This is a genomic window from Alkanindiges hydrocarboniclasticus (assembly GCF_001982605.1).
Lineage (GTDB): Bacteria > Pseudomonadota > Gammaproteobacteria > Pseudomonadales > Moraxellaceae > Alkanindiges > Alkanindiges hydrocarboniclasticus.
In genome coordinates this window covers 1-25018 of record NZ_MLCN01000022.1, presented here as the reverse complement: position 1 = coordinate 25018, position 25018 = coordinate 1, and the positions used below count along the sequence as shown (strand labels likewise).

Here is a 25018-nt window from a genome sequence, read left to right as displayed (position 1 = left end):
TTAGAAAAATAGCTTAAAACACAGTATTAAAAAGTCAGTCATAACGTTAGGTGAAATGAAGATTAATGACTTATTTTTCCACCCAGATTTAAAAGCACAACCCCAAGAATAATGCAGACTATGCCCAGCCACTGGATAAAAGCCAGTGGCTCTTTAAATAGCATCAAACCCACCAGCGCAATAATGGCGGTGCCTAGTCCTGCCCAGATCGCATAGGCCATACCAAGCGGCATACCCAGTTTTAGGCTTAATGACAAAAACCAGAAAGCCAGACCGTAGCCTACCGTAATACCAATTACATAAGGCCATTTGCTAAAGCCATCAGAAAGACGCAGGAAAATGGTTCCGGCAATCTCGCAGGCAATGGCCAAAGCCAGATAAATGATGGCTTGCCATAACATATTAGTTACCTTGCATATCCGTCTGGCCTGAATTTACACAAGCTTCAGGCAAGTCGGTTTCAGACACTGCATTTATGGTGGATTGAGTACTACCAGAATCTACGACATTAGGCTCAGGTAGCTTTTGCAAGGCGACTTTTTTATCCTTGGATTTCTTTTTCTTTCGTTTTTTGTCCTTTTCCGGTTCACCGCTTTCTAGCACCTGCCAGGACTTCAGTTGGCGCATGACCTCGGCATAAATACTGCCTTTGGTGTATTTGCCTTTACTATCAATATAGCCTGCCGGGCGATCCATTAAAAGTTCAAGCGCCTGCTCAATGGTATAAATGGCATGCAGATGAAACGTGCCTTGCGCTACCGCATCAATAACATCCTGACGGAGCATAAGGTGCTGCATGTTTTGTACCGGGAAAATAACCCCTTGTTTTCCAGTTAAGCCTTGTAGTTTGCAGGCATCATAAAAACCTTCAATTTTTGCATTAATTCCACCAATAGGCTGTACCTGACCCAACTGATTCATGGAGCCGGTAATCGACCACGACTGGTCAATGGGAATGTGGCTAATGGCAGAAATTAGTGCACTTAATTCGGCCAGCGTAGCACTATCACCGTCAATTTCGCCGTAGCTTTGTTCAAAGGCCAGAGCCGCCGAAAAATGCAGGGGCTGCGAACGGCCAAAATGAGACCGCAGGAAGCTCGACATAATCAGGATGCCTTTAGCATGCAGCGAACCACCAAGCTCTACATTGCGCTCAATATCCAGAATATCGCCACCGCCCTGATACACTGATGCAGTCAGACGGGCAGGCAGGCCAAACTCGCTGTCTGCATAGTGCACCACAGTCAGTGCGTTGATTTGTCCATAACGCAAGCCACTGGTTTCAATCAGTTGGGTACCGCGTGACAAGTCCTGCCAGTACAGCTCCCTCAGGTAGCCCAAGCGGTAACGGCGTTGTTCGAGGGTATCTGCAATATGCTGGGCGCTAACCATGCTCGCTTCCTGACTTGCAGCCAGATGGGCAGCTTCACGCAGTAAATCACCCAGCGTTGCGGCATGCAAGGACAGGGAAGTCTGATCTTCGGCCTGACGACTGGAGTCGGTGAGCAGGGCAGCCAGCGCGCTACGGTCAAAAGGCAGTAGTTTTTCTTTTTGCACGTAATCGGCAATCAGGCGCATATAAGCCTGTTCGTTTTCATCATTGCGCGGCAGGGTATCGGTAAAATCTGCACGGATCTTGAACAGGCTATTAAGTTCGGGTTCAAATTCCAGCAACTCATAATAAATATAAGGCTCGCCCAGCAGTACAACCTTGACCTGTAGCGGAATTGGCGCTGGCTCAATGGAAATGCTACCAGTTAGCGTGATCATGTGTTCAAGCGACGATAATTTGATATGGCCTGAACGCAAGGCACGTTTTAAACCTTGCCATGCATAAGGTTGTTCCAGTAATTGGTCGGCTTCCAGAATCAAAAAACCGCCATTGGCATGGTGCAGCACTCCAGAGCGGATTAGGGTAAAGTCCGTTGTGATCGTACCCATCTGGGTGAGCTGTTCAACATGGCCTAACAGGTTGTAGTGGGTAGGCAGGTCTTCAAAAATAACAGGCGCGCCACTGTTTGGCTTGTGCGTAACCACCACATTGACCTGATAGCGCGGTGGCACCCGGTCAAAAATACCGGGCAAAAAGTCTTCTTCATCCTGCGCCAGAATATGTTCAACATGGGTAATAATATCCTGGGCATAAACTTTTAAATATTGCTCAAGACCATCGACATGCTCAAAGCGCTGGGCAATTTGCAAAATCTTGGGTTCAACCACACTACTGGCCAGTTCGCGATTAATGGTGGAAACCTTGGCACGGGCCTGTTCTTCCATCTGGCCTAACTGGGAGCCGAGTTTTTCCAGCTTTTTGTCCATTTGTCGCACGTTCTGGGCAATACGGGCACGCTCACTGGGAGCCAGTGCCGCCATTTCTTCTTCCGTCATTTCTGGCGGCAGGTTGTTTTGTGGCTGTTCAGTATTGCTTTGCGGCACAACATGATGCACCGGGACGAAGCGGTGTTCTTCATGTCGTGATATCAGTCGCAAATCCAGTGCTTCACCTTCCTGCGTCAGTTCAATCAGGGCATCCTGTTGCTGCTGGCCCGTAGACTGCCGGATGGTTTCAATGCGCGCATGGTAGCTATCGGTCGTAAAGCGGCGTTCCAGCGTATTCAGCATGGTTTGCCAGAGCTGATGCATGGCTTTTTTGAGTTTGGGGCCTTGACCTGCGGGTAATTCAAGCGCAATCGGCTGCCGGGTATCGGTAAAATTATTGACATATACCCAGTCGCTTGGGGTTGGCATTTGCGCCGCCTGTTTAAGTAGCAAGCGCTTGAGCATGGTACGTTTACCCAGTCCACTTGGGCCTACAGCAAAAATATTGTAGCCATCATAAGGAAGGGATAATGCAGCTTCGACAGAGGCCCGGGCACGCTGCTGGCCCAGAAAATCATTTAAAGGTTTAATGCGACGAGTAGACGCTGGAATATTATTCAGGTTTGGCAAGCGCGACAGCTGGAAAGGTTGCAGCCTGGTTTTTTGGCAGGTTTCACTCTGGGCAATGATTGAGGTATTTTTCACGGATGAGGTTTCCACGGACTTGTCCTGACTTTTTGATGGCTTCGCTACAGCAATTTCTGCTGACGAGGAGATGGCGTTTTGCTCATTCAATTGAATACTTTGTCTGGAAGTCATTATTTAAAACATTGCTCTAAAAAAGATGTATTACCGCATGAGTGTAGCAGGAAAAATGCCTGTTTCCTTAGTTAAATCCGTCAAGTTTTTCTGCTTTTTTAAAGTCATTCTTCTGGGTTTGCAGATTATTTGAACAGTTGTTTTTAGACCATAGCTTTGTGTGGCACATCAGGGTAATCTGGCTGTTTTAAGAATTTTTCTGGTTTATAAAAAAATGAAGTCATCCAAAATATCATGGCTGTCAGGATGGGGACAGGCGCTGTCTGTATTTGCTGACAGACGTGCCGTGATTATGTTTTTTTTAGGCTTTTCAGCCGGAATCCCGATTTTACTGATTTTTTCCAGCCTGTCACTATGGCTGGGTGAAGCTGGCATTGAAAAAAAGGCTGTTACTTTTTTTAGCTGGGCGGCGCTGGGTTATTCATTCAAGTTTGTCTGGGCACCCTTAATTGATGAACTGCCGCTGCCGCTTTTAACCCGGTTGCTGGGCCGTCGCCGGGCATGGCTATTAATTGCACAGTTATTGATTATGACCGGTATTGGTATTATGGCCATGACTGACCCATCGCAAGGGCAGGATAGTCTGGTACAAATGGCAATGGGTGCTGTATTGCTGGGCTTTGCGGCTGCAACGCAGGATATTGTAATTGATGCCTACCGCATTGAACTGGCAGAAGCTGAAATGCAGTCGGCGCTGGCGGCAACTTATAATGCAGGTTACCGGATCGCCATGATTGTTGCCGGTGCTGGGGCACTGTTTCTGGCCAGCGGATTTGGTTCTGAAAAAGGGCACTATTTGTATAGTGCATGGCAGTCGACCTATCTCATTATGGCTGCTGTCATGCTGATTGGAGTATTTACTACTTTGATCATTCGCGAACCAGCCCGTCAGCGCCCGCCAAGGCCTTATCAGGGCACAGATTATGTGCGGCTGGTTGTGGTATTTTTAATTGCAGTATCAGTATTTGTGGCTACTTTTATTGTTGTGGGTCGTTTATGGGTTATTGGTGATGAAGCCAACCCATTTTTATTATTTGGTCACGAAGCATTTAGAATTGTATGTTCAATTAGCGCTGCTGGTCTTGTTGGTTATTTGCTGGTTAAAGCCGGACTGGTCAATGCACAAATGGCAATAGAAACATGGGTCGCACCTGTGAAGGATTTTTTTAGTCGCTATGGCATGAAAACGGCCACATTGTTGTTATTGCTGATCGGGCTGTACCGTATTTCTGACATTGTCGCTGGGGTAATTTCCAACGTGTTTTATCAGGATATGGGCTTTAGCAAAGATGAAATTGCCACGGCAGTCAAGGTGTTTGGCGTGGTATTTAGTCTGGCTGGCGGATTTTTGGGTGGCTTGATGTCCCAGCGGTTTTCTGTGTTGAAAGTGCTGATGCTGGGCGCAATTTTATCTAGCGCAACCAACCTGATTTTTATTGGTTTTTCAAATGCCGGGCATAGCCTGCCATGGCTTTATTTTGCCATTGTGGCTGATAATCTGGCTTCGGGTCTGGCCGGTGCAGCATTTATTGCCTTTTTGTCCAGTCTTACCAGCGTATCATTTACCGCAGTGCAGTATGCCATTTTTAGCTCGCTCATGACGCTTATCCCAAAAGTGATTGGGGGCTATTCCGGTACTATTGTGGACAGTGCCGGTTATCCAAACTTCTTTTTATTTACTGCCTTAATTGGCGTACCGGTTTTGCTGCTGATTGTGCTGGTGCAGCGTCAGCTTGCTCAACATTCAAGTACATCCACTTAAAGTTAACTCAACAGGAGAGTTTGTAATGCGTATGCTTCATACCATGTTGCGTGTTGGCAATCTGGAAAAATCATTGCAGTTTTATACCGAAGTGCTGGGCATGCAGCTCTTGCGCCAGAAAGATTATCCTGAAGGCCGCTTTACGCTGGCGTTTGTAGGTTATGGGCCAGAAGAAACCAATACCGTGCTGGAGTTAACGCATAACTGGGATATTACATCCTATGATCTGGGCAATGGCTATGGTCATATTGCATTGGGTGTGGCGGATGCCTATGCAGCCTGTGAAAAAATAAAAGCACTGGGCGGTAAGGTAGTGCGTGAAGCAGGACCAATGAAACATGGCACTAAGGTGATTGCCTTTGTGGAAGACCCGGATGGTTACAAGGTTGAACTGATCCAGCAGGAGTGAAGATGAACATTTTCAAATCCCTGCGCACATTTTTTGATAACTTTACTATTCTGCTGTTTATGATGGTTTTGCTGGCCAGTTTATGGCCAGTACAGGGGCAAGCAGCAGCTGCCTTTAACCATTTTACTGACATTGCAATTGCATTGTTATTCTTTTTGCATGGTGCCAAGCTGTCACGAGAAGCCATTATACAAGGCATTACCCACTGGCGGCTTCATCTGTTTATTTTTGCTTCAACTTTTGTGCTGTTTCCTATACTGGGTCTAATGTTCAGACCTATATTTGAGCCTTTTCTTACCCCCACACTCTATTTAGGCATTCTGTATATTTGCGTTTTGCCCTCTACCGTGCAGTCTTCGATTGCGTTTACCTCGGTGGCCCGTGGCAATGTCGCAGCAGCCATGTGTAGTGCTTCTTTGTCCAATATTTTGGGTATGTTCCTAACACCAGTTTTGGTAGGCCTATTCATTCATTCGCAGGCTAGCCAGCAGGATGTCAATTCTACTCAGGCGGCATTCAGTATTGTATTTATGCTGCTGGTTCCATTTGTGCTGGGCCAGCTATGTCGTAGCAAGGTTTTTCCACTAATCCAGCGTTATCCGATCATGGTTAAAGTAGTAGATCAGGGTTCAATTTTATTGGTAGTGTATGCTGCTTTTAGTGAGGCCATTAATGAAGGACTCTGGCAACAGGTTTCCGGTTCAATACTGTTTGCATTGACCATTATCTGTGGTGTGATCCTGGCCATTGTAATGGTGGGTTTAACCTATGCCAGCCGTGCGCTTGGATTTAATAAGGAAGACGAGATTACCATTGTTTTTTGTGGCTCCAAGAAAACTCTGGCAAGTGGCTTGCCGATGGCCAAGATTTTGTTTGTCGGCCATCCGATTGGCATGCTAATTCTGCCACTGATTCTGTTTCACCAGATTCAGCTGGTAGTCTGCGGCATTCTGGCCGCACGGTATGCCAAGCGGCCAGAAAATGGGGTAACAACAGAGCAATAGCAGCATAGGCTAATTAGTCAGTGCAAAAGATGAAAATCTTTTAGGATTATGCTAAAATCTTCCACCTTGTTGAGCTTGGCCCTGATTACGAATCTCGGTGAGCCAAAAGACTGGTCTGTTATGGTGTTTACCTGCTTTTAAAGCATATAAGTTTTAAAAGCTGCCTCGAATGATTTTTTAAATAAAAATAGTTCGGGAGAGGTAAATTGCGATGACAGCATAAGCCAATCTTGTTTAGGAGATCGCCATGCGTGCCGATATTCACCCAAAATATGAAACTTTAACTGCTACCTGTTCTTGTGGCAACGTGATTGAAACCCGTTCTGCAATGGGTAAAGATACACTTTATCTGGACGTATGTTCAGCTTGCCATCCGTTCTACACTGGTAAACAAAAATCTGTAGATACTGGTGGTCGTATTGACAAGTTCAAGCAGCGTTTTGGCATGAGCCGCAGCATCAAGCGCTAATTGCTTATAGCAGTGTGCTAGAAATCAAAAAACGGGCAATTGCCCGTTTTTTGTTGTGCTTTATTCATAAATTAACTGGCAAATCCCCTTAGATTTGTTCTTCCTGATTTAACACCAGTTTGTCCATGGGTTTCTGGAAGTAATAACCTTGTAAGTAGCGTGCACCTAATGTCCATGCTTTGGCTACTTCCTGCGGGGCTTCAATATAACCACCAACAATATCAATTTCATACCCCTGTATTTCTGATACTAAAGCCTGCGTAGCATTGTAGTTATCATCATTGTTCAGGTTAGTCATATAAGCCTTGTCCAGTTTAACCAGATCCAGCTTTAAATAGTTGAGCAGGTTTTTACTGTTGAGCGTAGAACCAAAATCATTAATAGAAACCTGTGCGCCAATTTTTCTTAAAGACTCCAGCTGAGTCTTGGCCAGTTGCAGATAGGTAGACACATTGGCTTCGTTGAATTGCAAAACCAACGGTTTATGTGGCGAATTGAGCGCACCGAGCAATTTGGTAATGACATCAGGCAGGCTAGGATCCTGAATGGATTCTGCACCCAGATTAATCAGTAATCTTGCTTTAGGATGCTGAACCATAAATGCTTTAAGTAATTTTGAAGCATTGAGCAGTACCCAGCGATCAATACGGCCTTCAAGATGATATTGCTGGGCAACAGCTAGAAATTCATCCGGCCCCATGACTTTACCATCGCCTAAAGGCAGGCGAACATAAACTTCAAACAGCTCCAGATCCTGTTCGGTGGTGTCATAAATATGCTGGAACATCAGTTGGAACTGACCACGATTTAATGCATTTTCCAGTATTTCACGCAAGGCGCTATCAGATTTACTGGCATTTTCAGCAGGGTTATAAACGTATACGCCATTACCGCTGCCCTGATTTTGTAACCTGACTTTCTCAGATGACTGATAAGCACGATCCAGAACTTCGGCCTGTCCGGGTGAGCTTTGGTTAATCGGTACCACACCGATACTAATGGTGGCCTGAACAGTTCGCTTGTCCACCATAATCATGTGTTCGGATACTAGATGGCACAGATTCTTGGCAGTGGCAGTAGCCTGTTCAATAGCTTGGCCATTTAAAATGACAGTAAAGCTGGATTCACGGAAGCGATAAAGTTCATTGGGTGCCAGCTCTTTTTTCAGCAGCTTGGCAATATTCAAAATAGCGGTGTCACTACCTGCCAGGCCAGCAATGGCATGAATATGACCAATATTCCCAATATTAATGTACAGTACCGCATGCTCGGCAGGCGTAATGCGCAGTTGAGCCAGCGTTTTGGTCAGGTCTTCTTCAAAAGCTAGCCGGTTATTTAGTTTGGTCAGATTATCTACACGTTCAATAACAGCAAGCTGTGCGGCCAGTGCTGCGCTGGATTGCAATTGTGGCTGAATAATAATCTGGATGCAGTCTTCGCCATCATAGCTTGCAGGCGCAAGTTGTAATAATGCTTCAAACTGACTGCCATCAGCTTTAATGCCATTAAACTTGAATTCTGACTGCTGGGTTGCACCACGGCTATACGCGCGTAGAAACTCTTTAAAGGAATTAACATCCTTGCCTTCAATCAGGTCAATGACCGGCATACCCACCAAATCTTCCAGGGAATGATAGCCAAACAGTTCATTATAGGTTTCATTGGTATAAATATGAACGCCATCATGAATATAGGCTACTGCGCTTTTAGAATTTTTAACCAATAGCTGAGCGCGTCGTTCGGCTTCCTTAAACTGATTGCCAAGCTTGGCATTGCGGCTCACATAGCGGGCATGCTTGGCTTCACGCTGTACGGCATATGCCAGATGGGTTAGGCGATGGCGCGGAATTACATCTGTTAAGCCCAGTTTAAAACCTGCTACAAGATCGGCTGAGGTATCTTCATTGTCAGCCGGTGCGGCCATTTCATCAGGAATGGCAATAACTGGAATTTCCAGATTATTTTCTTTTAATAAGTTCAGGACTTTTTGGTAGTCCAGATCATAGGCATGACCAAATAAAATTACATCCCAAGGGGAACGAAGGGCTTTTTCAAATTCTTCCTGATCATCCAGTAGCTGGAACTGGGTTACGGTGTGCTGCTTTTCCAGCAGCTGCGCCAGATTATTTGCAGTCGTCTGCTCATCATCTATAACCAAAAGTTGGAGGTGTTGAGAACGACTATTCATAAAGATTTAAATCCCTTAAAAAAACTTATAGTATCTTCCAGACTTCATCGTCAGGACTAACCAGTGCATGGGTATCAATTGTAGACTGGTTCTCGCTTTTCGTCGAGTTTAAGTCATCTTCCTCAATTGTATACTCAAACTGTATAAAACTTTGCGTAATAAGATATTCTTTATTCAAAACTGCACGAATTTCTTCATTACCGTAGCGAATAATAACGCGCTGGTTACTATGAAATGCAAAAGCTTGGGTAATCAGGGTAGCAGGACGATTGAGGCTCTGAATTTCAGGCAGTAATATAGCCCGTTTAAAGCTGTCGATAGTGTCATTGCGATGCGCTGCCCGAATGCCACAAATCTTGGCGCGAGAAGAGATAATTTCTATACCAAATTCAATAATTTTGATAGGAATCTGTTTTACCCAGCGAATCAGGCCAATATGCCATACCTTATCGGAGGGTTCACAAATGACCACCAGTTCACCGGTACGCAAAGTGGTTGGGCTTTCACCCTGCCAGCGCAGGCAATAACCGCCGGGACTAATGTTAACGATCTCGCAGGCATAAAGCTCTGACATTTCAGCCACAGCTTCGGTTTTTTTATGAGCGCCCTGTCCTGGGAAATCAATGTCTACATCATATTCCACCTGACCAAACAGGCTTTTGACCTCAGTGTCACTGGTGAGCAAGTAGTCACGGTGAACATTGATAATATCTTCAAATGTTTTGCCATTTGACAGGTGGTAATGAATTCCCAGCAAACCAAAGGCAATATCCACTTGGCCAGAATAGGGGTGACGGGTATGAATGCGCTCGGATGGGGTTGAAAAATTATTGACCAGATGAGCCTTTAATGACGTACTAAACTGCTTTTGCTCGCTGGCATGCAGATATTGCGGATACTGATTCATCAGGTTCTTAAAATGCTGAAGCAGCTTTTGTGCATTCACATAAAGTAAAGAGGCAGGTGAGCCAGCTTTTTTGGTCACATATACGGGTGGCTGATCCTGACTCAGATCAATACTGAATAAGTGATAGGGAGTTTCGTTACTATCTAGTGAAATCAGGTCAGCCCATAAGATACTGGACTGATAAACGGCCCTGATTTCAGACTGGCGTAATTTATTGGTATTGCTGACCCCCATAATAATCATGCGGCTATAGGCGCGCTTAATATTGGACAGCACAATAATGGGGTTGGTCTTGTCTTCAATTTCAACTTTGGTTAGGTGCAATTCCAGAGAACGCTGATACAGGGTATGGGTTTTTTTCCATAAACCCTTGGGAACTGTTAGATACAGGGATTGTAATTCATACAGTAGGCCAGTCATCTCAGTTAAGGCCCGATGGCTGGACAGGGCAATCAGATCCAGCAGATTCTTTTTGTTTTTAATGTTAAACAGGCCAAAGTTTTGCGACTGTAGTTTCTGGTAGCAGTTCATTGAAATCGTGTCATAAATCACGATGAGGTAAACCCGGATTTCTTCAACCAGAGTGACAATGCGCTGGGCACGCTGATCCAGGGAGAAATTCTGGCTAAAGTAATGTTTGCTTAAGGAGGAAATAATGGTATGAACCGAGGGACGAAGCAGTTCAATCAACTCATAGCGGGTTTGTTCATCAGTCTGTAACTGTGACAATTCTTTCAGAGTGGTGTAAAGCTGGCGTGCTGTATCACCAAGGTTTAGCAGGGAAAGATTGGCAAGCCAGTCCCGTACACTATTTTTGTTGGCTTGCACAAGACTTAACTGTGCAACTGTCATTTCTGGCTGATCATTAATAAGCAAATTGCTAATGTTCTGATTCATTGATGTTATTTTCCCTTAAAACCAAGATTCTCCATATAACCAAGCTTATTTCGGTTTAACGGAATCTTGTGGCATTTGCCTGCAATTTCACGTACCAGCTTTGGCAATAAATAGCCCGGTGGCTTATACATTAGCACCTTGTACAAGGCTATGACATCTTGTTCATTCATATCGAAATGAGCGGCCCCTTTACCGTGCAGCATACACTCGGATAATAGGGTAGCACTTGGCTTTCAAATAATTGTTCGCTTAATGCAACAAGTGTATCTATATTATCATTGATTCTTGGCAAAAGAACAGTTTGATTTCGCATAAGTATTTGTTTATTTTTATACCATCGGAATTGATGATTCGCATTTTGCGGTCTCTAATTTTAAGTTATTAAAAACAGGTATTCATTTTTATATTTTGCCGAATGCTGCGTCAAAGAAAAGATAACAGGCTATGGGCGGCTTATTGGTGGGCAGAAATTAAAGCCTGATTCTTTCAATAGTTAAAAGACCTAATGAATTTTAATATAAGTTTTAACCAACATTTGTCAGGGGTTTATGCTTGAGGGGTTTTTCAGATTAATAGATATAAAAAACCAATAGACGCTGCTTTGTTGTAGCGGATTTGTCAATTTAATCCAAAGTCTACTGTTCTGTAAAAACCAAACAGGGTATTTTTAAAAATATTTTAACTTTTAAGTGGTTGCACTTTGGGCAAGGCAGTGAAAACATTAAGAATAAAACAGGGATGCTTGAATGAATAATCTTAAATCCAAACTCATCTGGTTTGTCGTTGCACTGGCTGGTGCATTCTCATTTGCAATGCTGGCATTAAGCCGGGGCGAGCATGTAAATGCCTTATGGCTCGTAGTTGCAGCAATCAGTTGCTATAGCATTGCCTATCGGTTTTATAGCCTGTTTATCGCCAAACGGGTTTTTGAACTGGATAGCCGCCGTCTCACCCCAGCGATACGCCTTAATGATGGGCTGGATTATGTGCCTACCAATAAATGGGTGCTTTTTGGCCATCATTTTGCTGCCATTGCAGGCGCTGGGCCGCTGGTTGGGCCAATTCTGGCTGCGCAAATGGGCTTCCTGCCCGGAACGATATGGATTCTGGTTGGTGTCATGGTGGCGGGTGCCGTGCAGGATTTCTTGGTGCTGTTTATTTCCACACGGCGTGATGGCCGTTCACTGGGAGAAATGGCCAAGCAGGAGCTGGGTTCATTTGCAGGTGTGGTGGTGATGCTGGGTGCGCTGGGAGTGATGATTATTATTCTGTCAGCATTGGCATTGGTAGTGGTCAAGGCATTAGCTGATAGCCCCTGGGGTACGTTTACCATCGCAGCCACTATTCCCATTGCCCTGTTGATGGGCATTTATATGCGTTACATCCGGCCGGGAAAAATTGCTGAAGTTTCAATTATTGGTTTTGTGCTGATGATGCTAGCCATAGTTTATGGTGGCAATGTAGCAGTTGATCCTTACTGGGGGCCGTTTTTCACCCTCTCGGGCACGACTTTAACCTGGGTGCTGGTAATTTATGGTTTTGTCGCTTCTGTTTTACCTGTATGGCTGTTGCTGGCACCGCGTGACTATTTATCCACTTTTTTAAAGATTGGAGTCATTGTTGGCTTGGCTGTGGGAATTGTATTTGCCATGCCAGTACTCAAGATGCCCGCTGTAACCACCTTTATTGATGGTACCGGGCCAGTTTTTGCTGGCAGCCTGTTCCCGTTTTTGTTTATTACTATTGCCTGTGGTGCCATTTCAGGTTTTCACGCGCTGGTTTCCAGTGGCACCACACCCAAACTGATTGAAAATGAAAGCCACATCCGTTTTATTGGCTATGGCGCTATGCTGATGGAGTCCTTTGTGGCAATTATGGCGCTCATTTGTGCGTCTGTCCTCGAGCCGGGGGTGTACTTTGCCATGAATGCACCCGCCGCAGTGATTGGCACTACAGTAGAATCTGCATCACAGGCCATTAACCAGCTAGGCTTTGTGGTCACGCCTGAAATGCTTACCATTGTTGCCAAGGAGGTAGGTGAGCAAAGTATTTTGTCACGGGCAGGCGGCGCACCAACCTTTGCGGTGGGCATGGCGCATATTATTTCTGAAATTTTTAATAGCCGTGCCATGATGGCATTCTGGTATCACTTTGCCATTTTGTTTGAAGCATTGTTTATTTTAACTGCTGTCGATGCGGGTACGCGTGCTTGTCGATTTATGGTGCAGGATCTGGCAGGTACGGTGGTTCCCAGTATTGCCAATAACCGTTCATGGGTTGGTAATATTCTGGGTACGACAGTTGCAGTGGCAGGCTGGGGCTTTTTTGTCTATCAGGGAGTAATTGACCCGCTTGGTGGTATCAATACCCTGTGGCCTTTATTTGGTATTGGCAATCAGATGCTGGCCAGCATGGCACTGATCTTGGGAACTGTAATTTTATTTAAAATGAAAAAACAGCGCTATGCGTGGGTCACTATTGTGCCTACTGTCTGGTTACTGATTACCTCACTCACTGCAGGCTGGCAAAAAATATTTCACGAAAATCCCAAAATTGGTTTTTTAGCCCAGTCCAACAAATACGCTACAGCAATTGATCACGGTACAATTATTGCGCCGGCTAAAACGCTGGAAGATATGCATACCATTGTATTTAGTAATCAGATTAATGCGGTGTTATGTGCTTTTTTTATGATTGTTGCTGTTGTCATGCTGCTGGCTTCAATCCGGGTCATTTATAAGGCATTGCAGGCTAGTTATCCCACGGTACATGAAGCTGAAATTGTCTATGAGCAAGCCAATAATGAAAAGGCAGGTGCCGATGTCAAGCCATCAGTTTAAACGGGTGCCTTTTACCAACCCTGCCATAACCAACAGCACGGTGAATCGCTTGTCTATTCACCGGGTTTTGCCAGTTGATGCCAAGCCTGCTGACCATAAGCTGCTATCTTTACGCAATCGCAAAGTGTTGTACTGGCAAAACAGGCTTAAGCTGCTGGTAACCCGTCTTGCTCAAAGTTTTCGCCTGATGGTTGGCGTACATGACTATCAGTCCTATGTACAGCACATGCAACAGCATCATCCCCAGCTTCAGGTCATGACAGAAAAGCAGTTTCATCGCCATTGTCTGGAAGCACGTTATCCTAGCCAAGGTGGAAAAGTGGGGAAATGTCCTTGCTAGATTGTGTATAAAATATTGGATCTTATAAAAACCATACAAAATCATTGCCCATTGTTAAGAAAACAGTCTGGTCAGTTAAAATAAAATTCCTGTATAACATAGTCATAAGCCCACATCTTGCTCAGTCATTTAACTTAACACCTCTATAAATAGTGTGATTTAATCAGAACTTAGAGATGTGTTGATGACACAGATGAGCCTGCTTGATAAAGGAAGGAAGTTTATGCTCCAGGATGCTACCCCAGAACAAGCTGTTCCAGAACAAGCGGCCCTAGAGAAAATAAGGCGTTCCCAGCAGGAAGTAGAGCAACTGGTAACCCAAACCAAAGTAAAACTGGATCAGTTTTTAAATCAGCTTAACCAGATTGTGCTGGACAAGCCGCAACAAACTAAACTGGCTCTAAGCTGTATTCTGGCAGGTGGGCATTTATTGCTACAGGATTTGCCGGGTATGGGTAAAACCACCATGGCAGAAAGCCTTGCCAAACTATCCGGGTTAAGCTATCGCCGCGTACAGTTTACCAGTGACATGCTGCCCAGTGACATTCTGGGTTTATCCATTTTTAATCCGGAAAAGCAGGAATTTGAGTTTCGTGAAGGGCCGATTTTTACTCAGGTTTTGCTGGCCGATGAAATCAATCGAACCAGCCCTAAAACCCAGAGTGCGCTATTGGAAGCCATGGAAGAAAATCAGGTTTCGCAGGATGGTGTCACCCGTACCTTGCCACAGCCTTTCTTTGTAATAGCTACCCAGAACCCGATTAATCAGTCCGGGACTTATCCCTTGCCAGAATCGCAGCTTGACCGCTTTTTGATGTGCTTATCCTTGGGTTTTCCTTCTGCGCAAGCTGAGCGGGAAATTTTGCTCGGGCAGGATCGCCGCACCATGCTTAAAGCGGTGGAATCACTACTCAATACCCAGTATTTAAAAGATTATCGCAGTCTGGTTAATGACATTCATCTGTCTGAGCCTGTGCTGGATTATTTGCAGCATCTGGTAGAACAAACCCGTACTGGCCAGCACACTGGACTGTCTACCCGTGGTTTACTGGCCCTAAAGCGTGCAGCACAGGCGTATGCGTTGGTAGAAGGCCGGGCATTTGTTATTCCTGAGGATATTCAAGCCGTATTTGTAGCGGTTGCGGATCATCGGCTAGGTGTAAAAGGCATTGGTGGTGCAGATTCACCCGCTCATCAGATCCTGCGTCAAGTTCCTGTTATTAGCTAACCGGGGAGCTTTTGATGCGCCTCACCAACTGGTTTGAAAACCGCCAGCCCATCAAGCGCTGGATGCAGCGACGTTTGCCACGCTGCCGTGAAGTAACCCTGTCGCAACGCCAGATTTTTGTATTTTTAACCAAGGAAGGCGGCTTATTTGCCGTATTGCTGGCTGTGACTTTTCTGGCTGGTGTGAACTATGCCAACAACCTGATTTTGGGTGTATTTTTTCTACTCAGTAGTATTTTGGTCATAGGTATTCATCATAGCTATGCGCAGTTATCCGGTTTAAGGATTAAGGTTCTGCATGCCAGTGACAGTCAGGCTGAAGGTCAGGCGCGCTTCCAGATAGAAATAAACCCAACCACGGCCAAATGCTATTGTCAGCTTGAACTGCTATGGCAGCAATATCAGCGTATTGCTGTGCTTAAAGACAAACAGGTCCTGCATTTTGACATTGATACACCCCAACGTGGTCGTTTTTTGCCACCACGCTTAATGCTGCAAAGTGTTTATCCTCTGGGTTTGATTCGTGCCTGGACTTATATTTATTTTGATCAGGAGGTATGGGTAGCGCCAAAACCTATTGAAGCTGAACGAAATGTACTAAACCGTATTGGTGGTGAAGGTGAAGAAACCCATGGTTTAAGTGGACAGGAAGAATTTCAGGAACTAAAAAATTATGTGAAAGGGGAGTCATTATCCCGCGTATCGTGGTCACATCTGGCTAAGGGCCAGGGTTTGCTCAGCAAGCAGTTTATTGACTTTAGTGCCGAGCAGGATGCCCTTGACTATGAGCAAATGCCGGCCATTGACCATGAAACCAAATTATCGCAAATGGCGTACTGGGTACAGATACTGAGCCAGCAAAATATTGCATTTAGCATGAATCTGCCGACAGGCCAGCTACCACTGGGCCATGGAGAAAAGCATACTGGTCAGGCCTTGCGATTACTGGCGGAGGAACCCTGATGAGTACCCTGATTCCACCGCAACCGATTCGATATAAACAGTTCGTTAGCATCATAGCTGCGCAATTTATTATTTTCTTTCCGCATGTTTTTCACTTGCCGGTTTTGTTTTCTGTATTAACTTTTATTACACTTGCTGGCCTGTGGCTGATGGCACGACGTCAGAAAGTTTTTCATCCACAACCCCCAAAATATTATCAATATATTATTGTAGCTGCGGGTTTGGCGATCATATTGGTTACATATCGCACTATTATCGGTGTGGATGCAGGCGTAGCCTTTTTGGCATTATGTCTATTAGGCAAACTGCTTGAGTTAAAGCAACGCCGTGATAGTTATATTGCCTTAACCTTATCGTTATTTGTTGTTGCTAGCCTGTTCCTGTTTGAGCAGTCCATTTTTAATGCCCTTATGGCAGTGCTGGCTATTCTGGCTGTGTTTTATGCATTATTGCAGCAGAACATTAATCCTGACCTGCTATATCACCATTCTGCCCAACTAAAAACCAATATACCCGAAGCAATTAATCCTTCAGCAGGGCTATGGAAGCCTTTATTGCGCCTTTTTTTACAAGCTATTCCTTTGCTGATAGTTTTATTTATATTTTTTCCCAGACTTCCGCCATTGTGGAGTGTACCGGTTAACCAATCACAAGGTAAAACCGGAATGTCTGACCAGATGTCACCTGGTAATATTGCCAGTCTGAGTCAATCCACCGAACTGGCTTTTCGGGTGCTGGATACGCAAAACAATTTGAATCGGAATTTGCCAGCGCGTTCAGAACTGTACTGGCGTGGATTGGCATTAAGCCAGTTTGATGGAGTAACCTGGAGTCAGCTTAAGGATTATCGGGCTGATAACCCAGTCTGGTCAGGCATGCAATATCAGCCGGAATGGTTTAGGCAGGCTTATGCAGGCAAACTAAATAGAGGTTTTGAGTATCAGGTATTGCTTGAGCCTACTCAACAGCAATGGCTATTTGCACTGGATGTACCGTATAGCAACACTCGGGGTATTGGTTTAACCCGTGAGTACAATTTAAAAAGTGCCCGCGAAGTGTATCGTCGCTTTAGTTATGAGGCTGTACAGGTAAAAAATCTTCAGCGGGATACCCAATTACCGGACTGGCTGGCACAGGTGAATTTGCGTTTGCCGTCAAATAGCAATCCGCGTAGCCGTCAGCTGGCCCAACAGGTATTTAATCAGATGGGCCGTAACCCCGAGCGCTACGCTGACTACTGGCTGAACTGGATTAGACGGGAAAATTTTGTCTATACGCTGGAGCCTCCAGTGCTTTCAGGCCAGCGCATAGATCAGTTTTTATTTGAGAGCCGTCGTGGCTTTTGTGAGCATTATTCATCAGCCTATACCTTTTTAATGCGTGCTGCTGGTATTCCGGCACGCGTGGTAGTGGGTTATCAGGGGGGGCAGCTTTCCCCAGATCAGCAAAGCTGGGAAGTACGCCAGCTTGATGCGCATGCGTGGGTGGAAATCTGGCTGGCCGGACGTGGCTGGGTAAGGGTTGACCCAACCGCTGCTGTTGCTCCTGAGCGTGTTGAAAAAGGCATGAACAACTTTATGCAGGAAAATCAGCAAGTATTTGGTGAAGGGGTAATGAGTCAGCTACGCTCCAGCCAGTTCAGGTTTTTGGGACAGGCCCGCATCTGGGCAGATTATGCCAGCTACTTATGGCAGCGTGATGTGGTAGGTTTTGACCAGTCACAGCAGCAAGGCCTGCTACAACGGTTGTTTGGCATTAAAAGTATGTATGTGCAGGTAGCATGGATGGTTGGCATCTTTGTCAGCTTGCTGGCTATTATTGTCGGCGTCATGTGGTGGCGCAGGCGTAAGGTATGGCATCCGGTAGATGCGCCGTTACAGCGACTTTCCAGAAAGCTGGCTAAAGAAAATTTGGGCCGTGGTGAAGCAGAGGGCATGGTGAACTGGCTACAGCGTTTATCTGCGTATCCTACCTATCAAAAACCTGCGCAGGAGCTTATTCAGCTTTACCAGAAAGCACGTTATGCACCTATCACTGATGAGGCAACCCAAGCTAAAGTCATTCTACAAATGAAAAAACTGGTTAGCAGTTGGCCGAATAGAAAGGAATAGTTCAAAAAAATCTTGCTATGGTGCTGGATTACGGTAATAATTTGGCCACTTCAGACGTATAGCTCAGTTGGTTAGAGCACCACCTTGACATGGTGGGGGTCAGCAGTTCGAGTCTGCTTACGTCTACCAGAATTATGTAAGAAATACAGCCACTTAGCACCTAAAATGCTCGGTGGCTTTTTTTATTAGGAATATTTTAGGAAAACTTTAGGAAAACTCCACCTGAATTTACGGCCAGATTCCGGCAAACCAATTCTTTTTTTTTGTCACTTCGGCCAATAAAAAGCCCCTTGGAAGGGGCTTGTAAGGGCTTAACGATAAGAAATTTTAACCGGTTCATCCGGTTTATGCCGTCCAACATAGTGCTCAAACATGGCTTCGGTCGCATGGCCGGCCAGTGCTTTTGCGTAGTCCTTGCCATACCTTTGCATGACCCGATATTCACCCAGCGCACGTATTTCGTGTAGTGTCGGTTTCTCTTCAGGGGTTAGATGATCAAATATGCCGGACTTGTCGCGGTACTTTGCAAACTCGTTAGTGAGCCATTGCGGGGTCATGGCCATGTGATGGCTTTTACTTTCACGGATTTGTTGAGTTAATTTTTTCGGCATGGCATGCAACAGGTAAGGGCAAATAAAAGTAAACCGTGATTCCATGCAGAATAGAACGGCTTGGCGTAATTCAGGATGCATATCCACCTGAATGAAAATAGGCTTTTTATAGTTTGCCGTTTTACCCTGTTTTACCGTGAAAGTATTGTTTTGCAGGTCTATATCATCACGCTTGAGCTTGGTTAGTCTGGAATTACCCAATAGCTTAACCACTATTGATCGTTATGCTTTTGCTGTTAACGAAACTGCTACTACTTTGGTAATTCCAGCAAATGTTACCAGCATCGGTGAGTATGCTTTTGGAAGTTGGGATGCTCTAGAGTCCATTACTGTTTTAGCCACAACCCCACCAGTGTTAGGGACTGATGCATTTACAACTTATGTGAATGGCACTAACACGCAAATACCCGTGCCTATTTATGTACCAGCAGCAGCTTTAAGTGCTTATCAAACAGCCCCGACGTGGTCTCAGTATTCCTCAAGAATACAAGGCTTAACTATTTAATATTCCGCCTCCGGGCGGTTCTCAAATTAAAAGAGTGCATAGAAATGTTTGGTTTTCCCCGCGCTAAAATCCTGAGCTACAACCAGAAAGCCCGGACAGCCCAGATACATATCTATGGTATGACTGATGGGGCCAGTGAAGGGCTTGAAGCCACATTTGCTTATCCAGTTGGGGATGATGATCTGGATACCGAGCGCGAAATATTGGTCGGTGCAGACGTATATATCTTCTTTCAAAATGGTGATGAAGGGCTACCGGTTGTCTGGAGCTACAGTAGTCATGGTGAAGGGGCGGTTGAGGATGTGCGCCGGATCCGGCAGAAAAATATTGAAATTCTTGCACGCGCCAATGTTCTGGTTCAGGCTGGGCAGGAAGTAACGATTACTGGTGCTTCTAAGGTAAACATTGTTTCAGCAGGTGGGGTTGACGTGCAAAGTGAAACAAAAGTGTCACTACGTGCGCCAGTAATTAGCCTCAATGGTCCATGATGCCAGCACTTAGTATTTGCGTATCACTGCCGGTCCCTGACTTTACCCAGATTGCTGAGCAGTTGGGGGAACAATACCAAGCCATTGTTGCCGATGTCACTAATCAGATTACCAATGCTAAAACCCTGATCATTCAAAAAGAGCAGCAGCTTGAAGCAAAAATTCATGAACTGAGCACTGAAACTTACCAAGCGATAAAAGCCCAGATTCAGGGTTTTAAAGACCAAATCAGCGCAATCAAATCTTTTGTTACCGGCTTAACTGTGCCAGGCATAATCGGGCTGGCTGACCCTATTTTTGATGATATCCGCAATATCAGTATGGAACTGGCACAAATTGCCCAATATCTGCAAACCATGAGCCTAACCACGACGTTAATGGCCATGATCAAGCCTATGGTTGGCGTCATTGGTGGGATGCTTGAAAGCCTGTTGCCTAAAATTCCAGTACTGAATATCAATGTGCTTGACCTGCTGACCATGTCACCAGCTGAGCTAAAAGCAATTATTAAAGCCCAGTATCAGCAAGGCCGTGATGCATTACTGGCCGCCTTTAGTGCCTTTCTGCCCATTCCGTTGTATCCCGGGCTTGATATTCCCTCGTTTGAAATCAATGCAATTATTAAAGCAATCTACAGCTACTGCATTAATGGCCTGATTACCCTGTGCACCAGCCTGATTAACCAGGTACTCAATAAGTTAAAACTATCAGCCACGCTGGTATTATCAGTACTGCCAAATTTAAGCCAGCTACAGGCAATGCTTAAACAAATGGCCGGGCAACTGGTGGATAAACTGGCTGATGAATTTGCCAATGAACTGGATGCAATCAATGCGGTTTTGCAGCAAGGCATATCTATCAATCAACTTTTTAGCATGATCAACTTTCCGGGCTTAGGAAGTTTTCACCTGCCTGATCCACTGTTTGCCGGGCTTAGCTCGACCGCTATTGAACTGGCCGAGGCCATACAGATTTATATGGCCAACATGATGGCAGCCATCATTCAGCAGCTGGCTGATTTTGTGCAATCTGCCTTAAGCATGCTGGGTATTACCTTTCCTGAAATCTGTATCAGCATACCCATTGGTATCCCTGTTATTGCAATCCCTGACTTTCCCCTATAACTGGAACCTGCCAGAAAAAAGCAAAATTCAATCCGCCAAAATAGCCCTTAAATTGGTGAATTTTGGCTACGTGAATGGCAGTTTCAGATGTTTTAGCAATCTTGCTGGGTACAGGCTCTAGAGCTTCAGCACCATCGCCTATCGTTGGGGCTGCTCAGGAAAGTATGGCGCACATGTACGACAGCGCCGCGCCATTTTCGTTGGGTACCCATCAAACCAAAAATAATAAGAAACGTACCCGCAAAGAAATCATGACCAAATGGGAGCAAATGCTCAAGTTTGCCCCTTTGGCTGAAGGCATGGGAATCCATGTCACTGCCGCGCTGGGTGGTGATGAACACACCAGCCAGCAGGTGTTTATCAAGCCATCAGAACGCCTGCAAAAAGCCGATAGCCCTGTCCTAAAAGCGCAACTTGCCAAACTTGAAAAACGCATTAAGCCCATGGAACGGCTGATTAATCAGCACATTCTTAAACTGTGCTTTGATGCCGTAGGCTTTGGCGACTCATTTTCCCGGGTATATGGAAAAAAAGGCACTGGTGTCGTGGATATGACGTGTAATGAATACACCTATCCACCGCTGGTTTTACCCTTTGAACAGGGTAATAAAACGCTGGTTTATCATTTGCTGGACGCCCGTAACTGGACAAATACCAGTTCAAAATTGAGCATGCGGCAGATGATCCGCATGAAGATGCCGCGTATTAATCACGTCCCTCAACATGAAATTATTGAAGGCGTGCTTGTTGCCAAAATGATGGAGGAGGATGACCCAGACAATTTGCCGCTTTTCCCAGCACATGTAGGTGGCTCATTTTTATTTGTCATTGAAGAAATCTTTGATTACGTTATTCGTGCCTTAGCGGCCATGACCACACAGCAAGTTGCTGATGCTGTCAACCAGATGTTTTTAACCATGAATATGGCCGGTATGCCACCGGCACAGCGCGAAGCCTATAAGCAAGGGCTTGAAGGCATGCTGCAAGAGCATGAACAATTTGTTAGAAATGCATTGGATAGTGGTGAAGCACTGTACACCACAAAATATCATGTTCTGCCGACTTGGGATGAAAAGCAGATTTTAAACCCGATTGGCGATATCAAGGGCCAGCGAAGTACCGCCATTAATATTGAAACTTTCATGATTTGTGTCCGCCTGTTAATGGGTGGCGTGGGTCTGGACCCATCCATGGTGGGCTGGGCTGATATGCTGTCAGGTGGCTTGGGTGACGGTGCAGCATCGCTAACTTATTCAAGCCAGGTGATGCGGCGCTCTATGATGATCCGGCAGGCCGCTGCCCAAATGGTCAATGACTTACTCAAAATTGATTGGGGCTATGCCTATAACGAAGATTTTGACAATGAACTGGATTAAAGGGGCAGGAAAATCCGCAAACGCTGGATGATTACTTAAATGTCCTGCGTTCCAAAATGGAAGCAGGCAAACTTACTCTTAACGAGGCAAGGATGCAGCTTACTCCGGAGCAACGCCAGCAGTATGACTTGCTATCAGCAACCAAAAGCCGGAATGAGCGACTGGCCAGCAAGGAAAACGGTAAAGCCGAGGTGAAAACCGCCGTCCAGAATACCACTGGCCAGATTATTGAAACGACCCATACCAAGCATGGCCATGACCTGTTTGTGGTGCAACTGGCTGACCGGGTTGACCGTGACAGCTATAACGTCCTCAATGCCGGTGCTAAAAAACTGGGTGGCTATTACTCTTCATTCCGAGGTAATGGGGCAATTATGGGTTTCCAGTTTAAAACCCGTGATGCTGCCGATGCCTTTTTAAAACTGGCAGACGGTGATGCAGCAGATGCACAAGCTCAAGCCAGTGAAAGCCGTGATGCATTTTTGGATGATAAAACCCAATCTGCGGCCGAACGGTTGACCCTAATGGCTGAACGATTGCAGGAACGCGCACAGGAATCACTGGACAGGCCACGTAAGGCCAATACCGCCCGGCGTGCCCGTATGGCTGCCAGTAGCGAGCTAGAGGCCAATAAGGATAAGGCACTGGCACAAACCATGCTAAATCTGGCCAATGCCTTAAAGAATGGCCAAGCCAAGTTTTTAGACCAGGTGCGCCAAAAGGTACAGGTGGAATATCTGGCGGGTTTACTCACCAGTGCAAAATGGAATGAGGTACAAAGCAAGCAGGGGTTGCCTGACAATGAGCGGGAAGCCTTGAGAAAAGCCTCGGCATCACTGGAAACTGTGGATTATGTGACTTTCCCCAGTTACACCGCCTATCGTTCAGACCTTGCCACCCTTGCCCGTAAAATGATGGTCACAGAAGGGACAAAGCTACTTGGCCAGAAACTGTTTAAGCTGGTGGATGACACCAGTGCTGAATATGAAAAATTTGCCAAGGCCAACCTGGATAAAGTCAGTAAATTTGTGACCTCTGGCAATACAGCAGATTATGCAACCTTTAACAGCAAGAAAACGGCTACTGAGGCAATTAGCAGATCGAAGCTGGATGACCGGGCAATCCCGCTGCAGGTCGGTAAAGGACAGGTACGCATTGTTTTGAGTCCATCCGAAGCCATCCAGCAAGGTATCTGGCAGGGGTCTGATGAACGCATTACCATTTCCAACCGGCTAGGGTATGAACTGATGGAAAAGATTGGCGCTAAAAACCGTAAAGGTGCCGGTATTTCCCTGCCTTGGACATTTGAAGCCACTGCAGAGGCCCATAAGCGCCTGCAAGGGATGGAGTTGATATCAGCTACTGAATTACGTTCAGCGCTGCGCGAGTTTGTTTTACTACAGGCCACGCCTGAGGAACCAGACCAGATCAAGCAGCTTGAGCGTTCCATGGTGGGTATTGGTAAAGATGGCTTGGACTTTTTCCCGACCCCGGAAAGTACTGTGCGTGAAATGATTCAGATTGCCGACCTTAAGGAAAGCATGCGCGTGCTGGAACCATCAGCAGGCATGGGCCATATTGCAGAACTCATTCAGCAGCAAGGTATTGAGCCTGATGTAGTAGAGTTTTCAGCGGCACGCCGTGAATTGCTTGAACTTAAGGGTTTCAACGTCGTTGGGCAGGATTTCATGGCGGTCACTGATGGGGATTACGACCGGATTATCATGAACCCGCCATTTAGTAGCCGTCAGGATGCCAAGCATGTCCAGCATGCCTATGGTTTGCTTAAGGCGGGTGGCCGTCTGGTGGCCATTATGGGCGAAGGTGTGTTCTTTGGTCAGGACAAGGCTGCTGAACAATTCCGTAACTGGTTAGAAAGCGTCGGCGGGACATCTGAAAAACTGGGTGACGGTACATTTATGGATCCAAACCTGCCAGTGAATACCGGTGCAAACGCTAGATTGGTTGTCATTGAAAAATAATAGGACTTAAGCTTTTTAGCATTCGTTTTTAATAAGGCGAATGCTATATTTATCCTTTAATTTTAAAGGATAAATACATGACTACTAAAAGAATAGAGCGCTTGTGGAAACTGCTTGAAGGCCCTGAAGGTATTGCCATTGCAATTACAGGCCAATGGGGGGTAGGTAAAACTTATTTCTGGAATGAATATTTAAAATATCATCGGGCACAACACAAACAGCAATCCAAACAGAAACAAGAGTATGCCTATGTTTCGGTGTTTGGAATAGAAACCCTTGGGGATTTAAAAGCTGCAATTGTTGAACAATTAGTGGGTGAAATTCCTGATAAAGAAAATGCTATAAGTGGTTTTTTCAAAATTACTAAACGCTTACTTAATGAATCAAAGAATCTAAATCTAAAAGGTTTAAATATAGGTGGTAATTTATTATTTTCTATATGTTTTAGCCAAATATCAAATGCCTTAATTTGCATTGATGATTTGGAGAGAAAATCTGATAAATTAGATATTAAAGATATTTTAGGTTTAGTAAATCTTTTAAAAAACCAAAGAAATTGTAAGGTGGTGGTAATTATTAATGATGAGAAAGATCAAGATCAGGTTTTTAAAAATTATAAAGAAAAGGTTTTTGATGAGTATTTTATTATTAAAGATATAGTTGAGGCATTAGAAAGT

Annotated in this window: 20 protein-coding genes, 1 tRNA gene and 1 pseudogene; 16 read left to right on the top strand and 6 right to left on the bottom strand. The window is 45.3% G+C overall.

What is annotated here, in order from left to right:
- Positions 1-62: 62 nt before the first annotated feature.
- Together BKE30_RS08260 and BKE30_RS08255 are read right to left on the bottom strand one after the other, a co-directional pair.
- Complete coding sequence (locus BKE30_RS08260; protein ID WP_076878130.1) at positions 63-401, bottom strand: DMT family transporter; 339 nt, start codon at positions 399-401, stop codon at positions 63-65.
- Between the two features lies 1 nt (position 402).
- Complete coding sequence (locus tag BKE30_RS08255; RefSeq protein WP_076878129.1) at positions 403-3138, bottom strand: Lon protease family protein; 2736 nt, start codon at positions 3136-3138, stop codon at positions 403-405.
- A gap of 214 nt (positions 3139-3352) precedes the next feature.
- Here BKE30_RS08255 and BKE30_RS08250 point away from each other — a divergent pair, with 214 nt between their 5' ends.
- The 4 genes from BKE30_RS08250 (at position 3353) to rpmE (ending at position 6782) form a co-directional block, all read left to right on the top strand.
- On the top strand, positions 3353-4900 hold the full coding sequence (locus BKE30_RS08250) for an AmpG family muropeptide MFS transporter (RefSeq protein ID WP_076878232.1): 1548 nt from the start codon (positions 3353-3355) through the stop codon (positions 4898-4900).
- Between the two features lie 25 nt (positions 4901-4925).
- Positions 4926-5309, top strand: coding sequence for a lactoylglutathione lyase (gene gloA, locus BKE30_RS08245; RefSeq protein WP_076878128.1), 384 nt, complete (start codon positions 4926-4928; stop codon positions 5307-5309).
- Between the two features lie 2 nt (positions 5310-5311).
- Complete coding sequence (locus BKE30_RS08240; protein ID WP_076878127.1) at positions 5312-6313, top strand: bile acid:sodium symporter family protein; 1002 nt, start codon at positions 5312-5314, stop codon at positions 6311-6313.
- A gap of 247 nt (positions 6314-6560) precedes the next feature.
- Positions 6561-6782, top strand: a complete 222-nt coding sequence (rpmE, locus tag BKE30_RS08235; protein WP_076878126.1) for a 50S ribosomal protein L31 — start codon at positions 6561-6563, stop codon at positions 6780-6782.
- Between the two features lie 88 nt (positions 6783-6870).
- Here rpmE and BKE30_RS08230 read toward each other — a convergent pair whose 3' ends face one another.
- The 3 genes from BKE30_RS08230 to BKE30_RS16000 are packed head-to-tail and all read right to left on the bottom strand — an operon-like array spanning position 6871 to position 10944.
- Positions 6871-8970, bottom strand: a complete 2100-nt coding sequence (locus BKE30_RS08230) for a GGDEF/EAL domain-containing response regulator (RefSeq protein ID WP_076878125.1) — start codon at positions 8968-8970, stop codon at positions 6871-6873.
- A gap of 25 nt (positions 8971-8995) precedes the next feature.
- On the bottom strand, positions 8996-10774 hold the full coding sequence (locus tag BKE30_RS08225) for a hypothetical protein (RefSeq protein ID WP_076878124.1): 1779 nt from the start codon (positions 10772-10774) through the stop codon (positions 8996-8998).
- Between the two features lie 5 nt (positions 10775-10779).
- Entirely contained in the window at positions 10780-10944 is a 165-nt protein-coding gene (locus BKE30_RS16000) for a hypothetical protein (protein WP_158073175.1), read from the bottom strand.
- Between the two features lie 576 nt (positions 10945-11520).
- Here BKE30_RS16000 and BKE30_RS08215 point away from each other — a divergent pair.
- The 6 genes from BKE30_RS08215 (at position 11521) to BKE30_RS08190 (ending at position 18384) form a co-directional block, all read left to right on the top strand.
- A complete protein-coding gene (locus BKE30_RS08215) occupies positions 11521-13614 on the top strand; it encodes a carbon starvation CstA family protein (RefSeq protein ID WP_076878122.1) in 2094 nt (697 codons plus the stop codon).
- A complete protein-coding gene (locus tag BKE30_RS16540) occupies positions 13595-13954 on the top strand; it encodes a YbdD/YjiX family protein (RefSeq protein ID WP_083698501.1) in 360 nt (119 codons plus the stop codon). The genes BKE30_RS08215 and BKE30_RS16540 overlap by 20 nt, the downstream gene beginning before the upstream one ends.
- 223 nt (positions 13955-14177) lie before the next feature.
- Positions 14178-15182 carry an AAA family ATPase gene (locus BKE30_RS08205; protein ID WP_076878121.1) on the top strand — a complete coding sequence of 335 codons (1005 nt, stop codon included), beginning with the start codon at positions 14178-14180 and terminating at the stop codon, positions 15180-15182.
- A gap of 14 nt (positions 15183-15196) precedes the next feature.
- Positions 15197-16144, top strand: a complete 948-nt coding sequence (locus BKE30_RS08200; RefSeq protein WP_076878120.1) for a DUF58 domain-containing protein — start codon at positions 15197-15199, stop codon at positions 16142-16144.
- Positions 16144-18255 (top strand): transglutaminase family protein, encoded by a 2112-nt coding sequence (locus BKE30_RS08195; protein ID WP_076878119.1) that lies wholly within the window; start codon positions 16144-16146, stop codon positions 18253-18255. Before BKE30_RS08200 ends, BKE30_RS08195 begins: the two co-directional genes overlap by 1 nt.
- A 52-nt stretch (positions 18256-18307) precedes the next feature.
- Positions 18308-18384: transfer RNA gene (locus BKE30_RS08190), tRNA-Val, on the top strand.
- Between the two features lie 182 nt (positions 18385-18566).
- On the opposite strand, the gene BKE30_RS08185 is transcribed toward BKE30_RS08190, so the two are convergent.
- Positions 18567-19067: a site-specific integrase gene (locus BKE30_RS08185; protein WP_158073174.1), complete on the bottom strand. Its 501-nt coding sequence runs from the start codon at positions 19065-19067 to the stop codon at positions 18567-18569.
- Here BKE30_RS08185 and BKE30_RS16595 point away from each other — a divergent pair.
- The 6 genes and pseudogenes from BKE30_RS16595 to BKE30_RS08155 all read left to right on the top strand — a co-directional run.
- Positions 19003-19371 carry a leucine-rich repeat protein gene (locus BKE30_RS16595; RefSeq protein WP_083698500.1) on the top strand — a complete coding sequence of 123 codons (369 nt, stop codon included), beginning with the start codon at positions 19003-19005 and terminating at the stop codon, positions 19369-19371. The two genes, BKE30_RS08185 and BKE30_RS16595, sit on opposite strands and share 65 nt — an antisense overlap.
- A 44-nt stretch (positions 19372-19415) precedes the next feature.
- Positions 19416-19754: pseudogene (locus BKE30_RS08175) on the top strand (hypothetical protein); the annotation flags it as partial.
- Between the two features lie 101 nt (positions 19755-19855).
- Positions 19856-20983 carry a hypothetical protein gene (locus tag BKE30_RS08170; protein WP_076878116.1) on the top strand — a complete coding sequence of 376 codons (1128 nt, stop codon included), beginning with the start codon at positions 19856-19858 and terminating at the stop codon, positions 20981-20983.
- 74 nt (positions 20984-21057) lie between these two features.
- Positions 21058-22359: a hypothetical protein gene (locus BKE30_RS08165; protein WP_143253689.1), complete on the top strand. Its 1302-nt coding sequence runs from the start codon at positions 21058-21060 to the stop codon at positions 22357-22359.
- A 92-nt stretch (positions 22360-22451) separates the two neighbouring features.
- A complete protein-coding gene (locus BKE30_RS08160; protein WP_076878114.1) occupies positions 22452-24341 on the top strand; it encodes a DNA methyltransferase family protein in 1890 nt (629 codons plus the stop codon).
- A gap of 77 nt (positions 24342-24418) precedes the next feature.
- Positions 24419-25018: P-loop NTPase fold protein (locus BKE30_RS08155; protein ID WP_227518377.1), on the top strand; the 600-nt coding region annotated here is incomplete at its 3' end.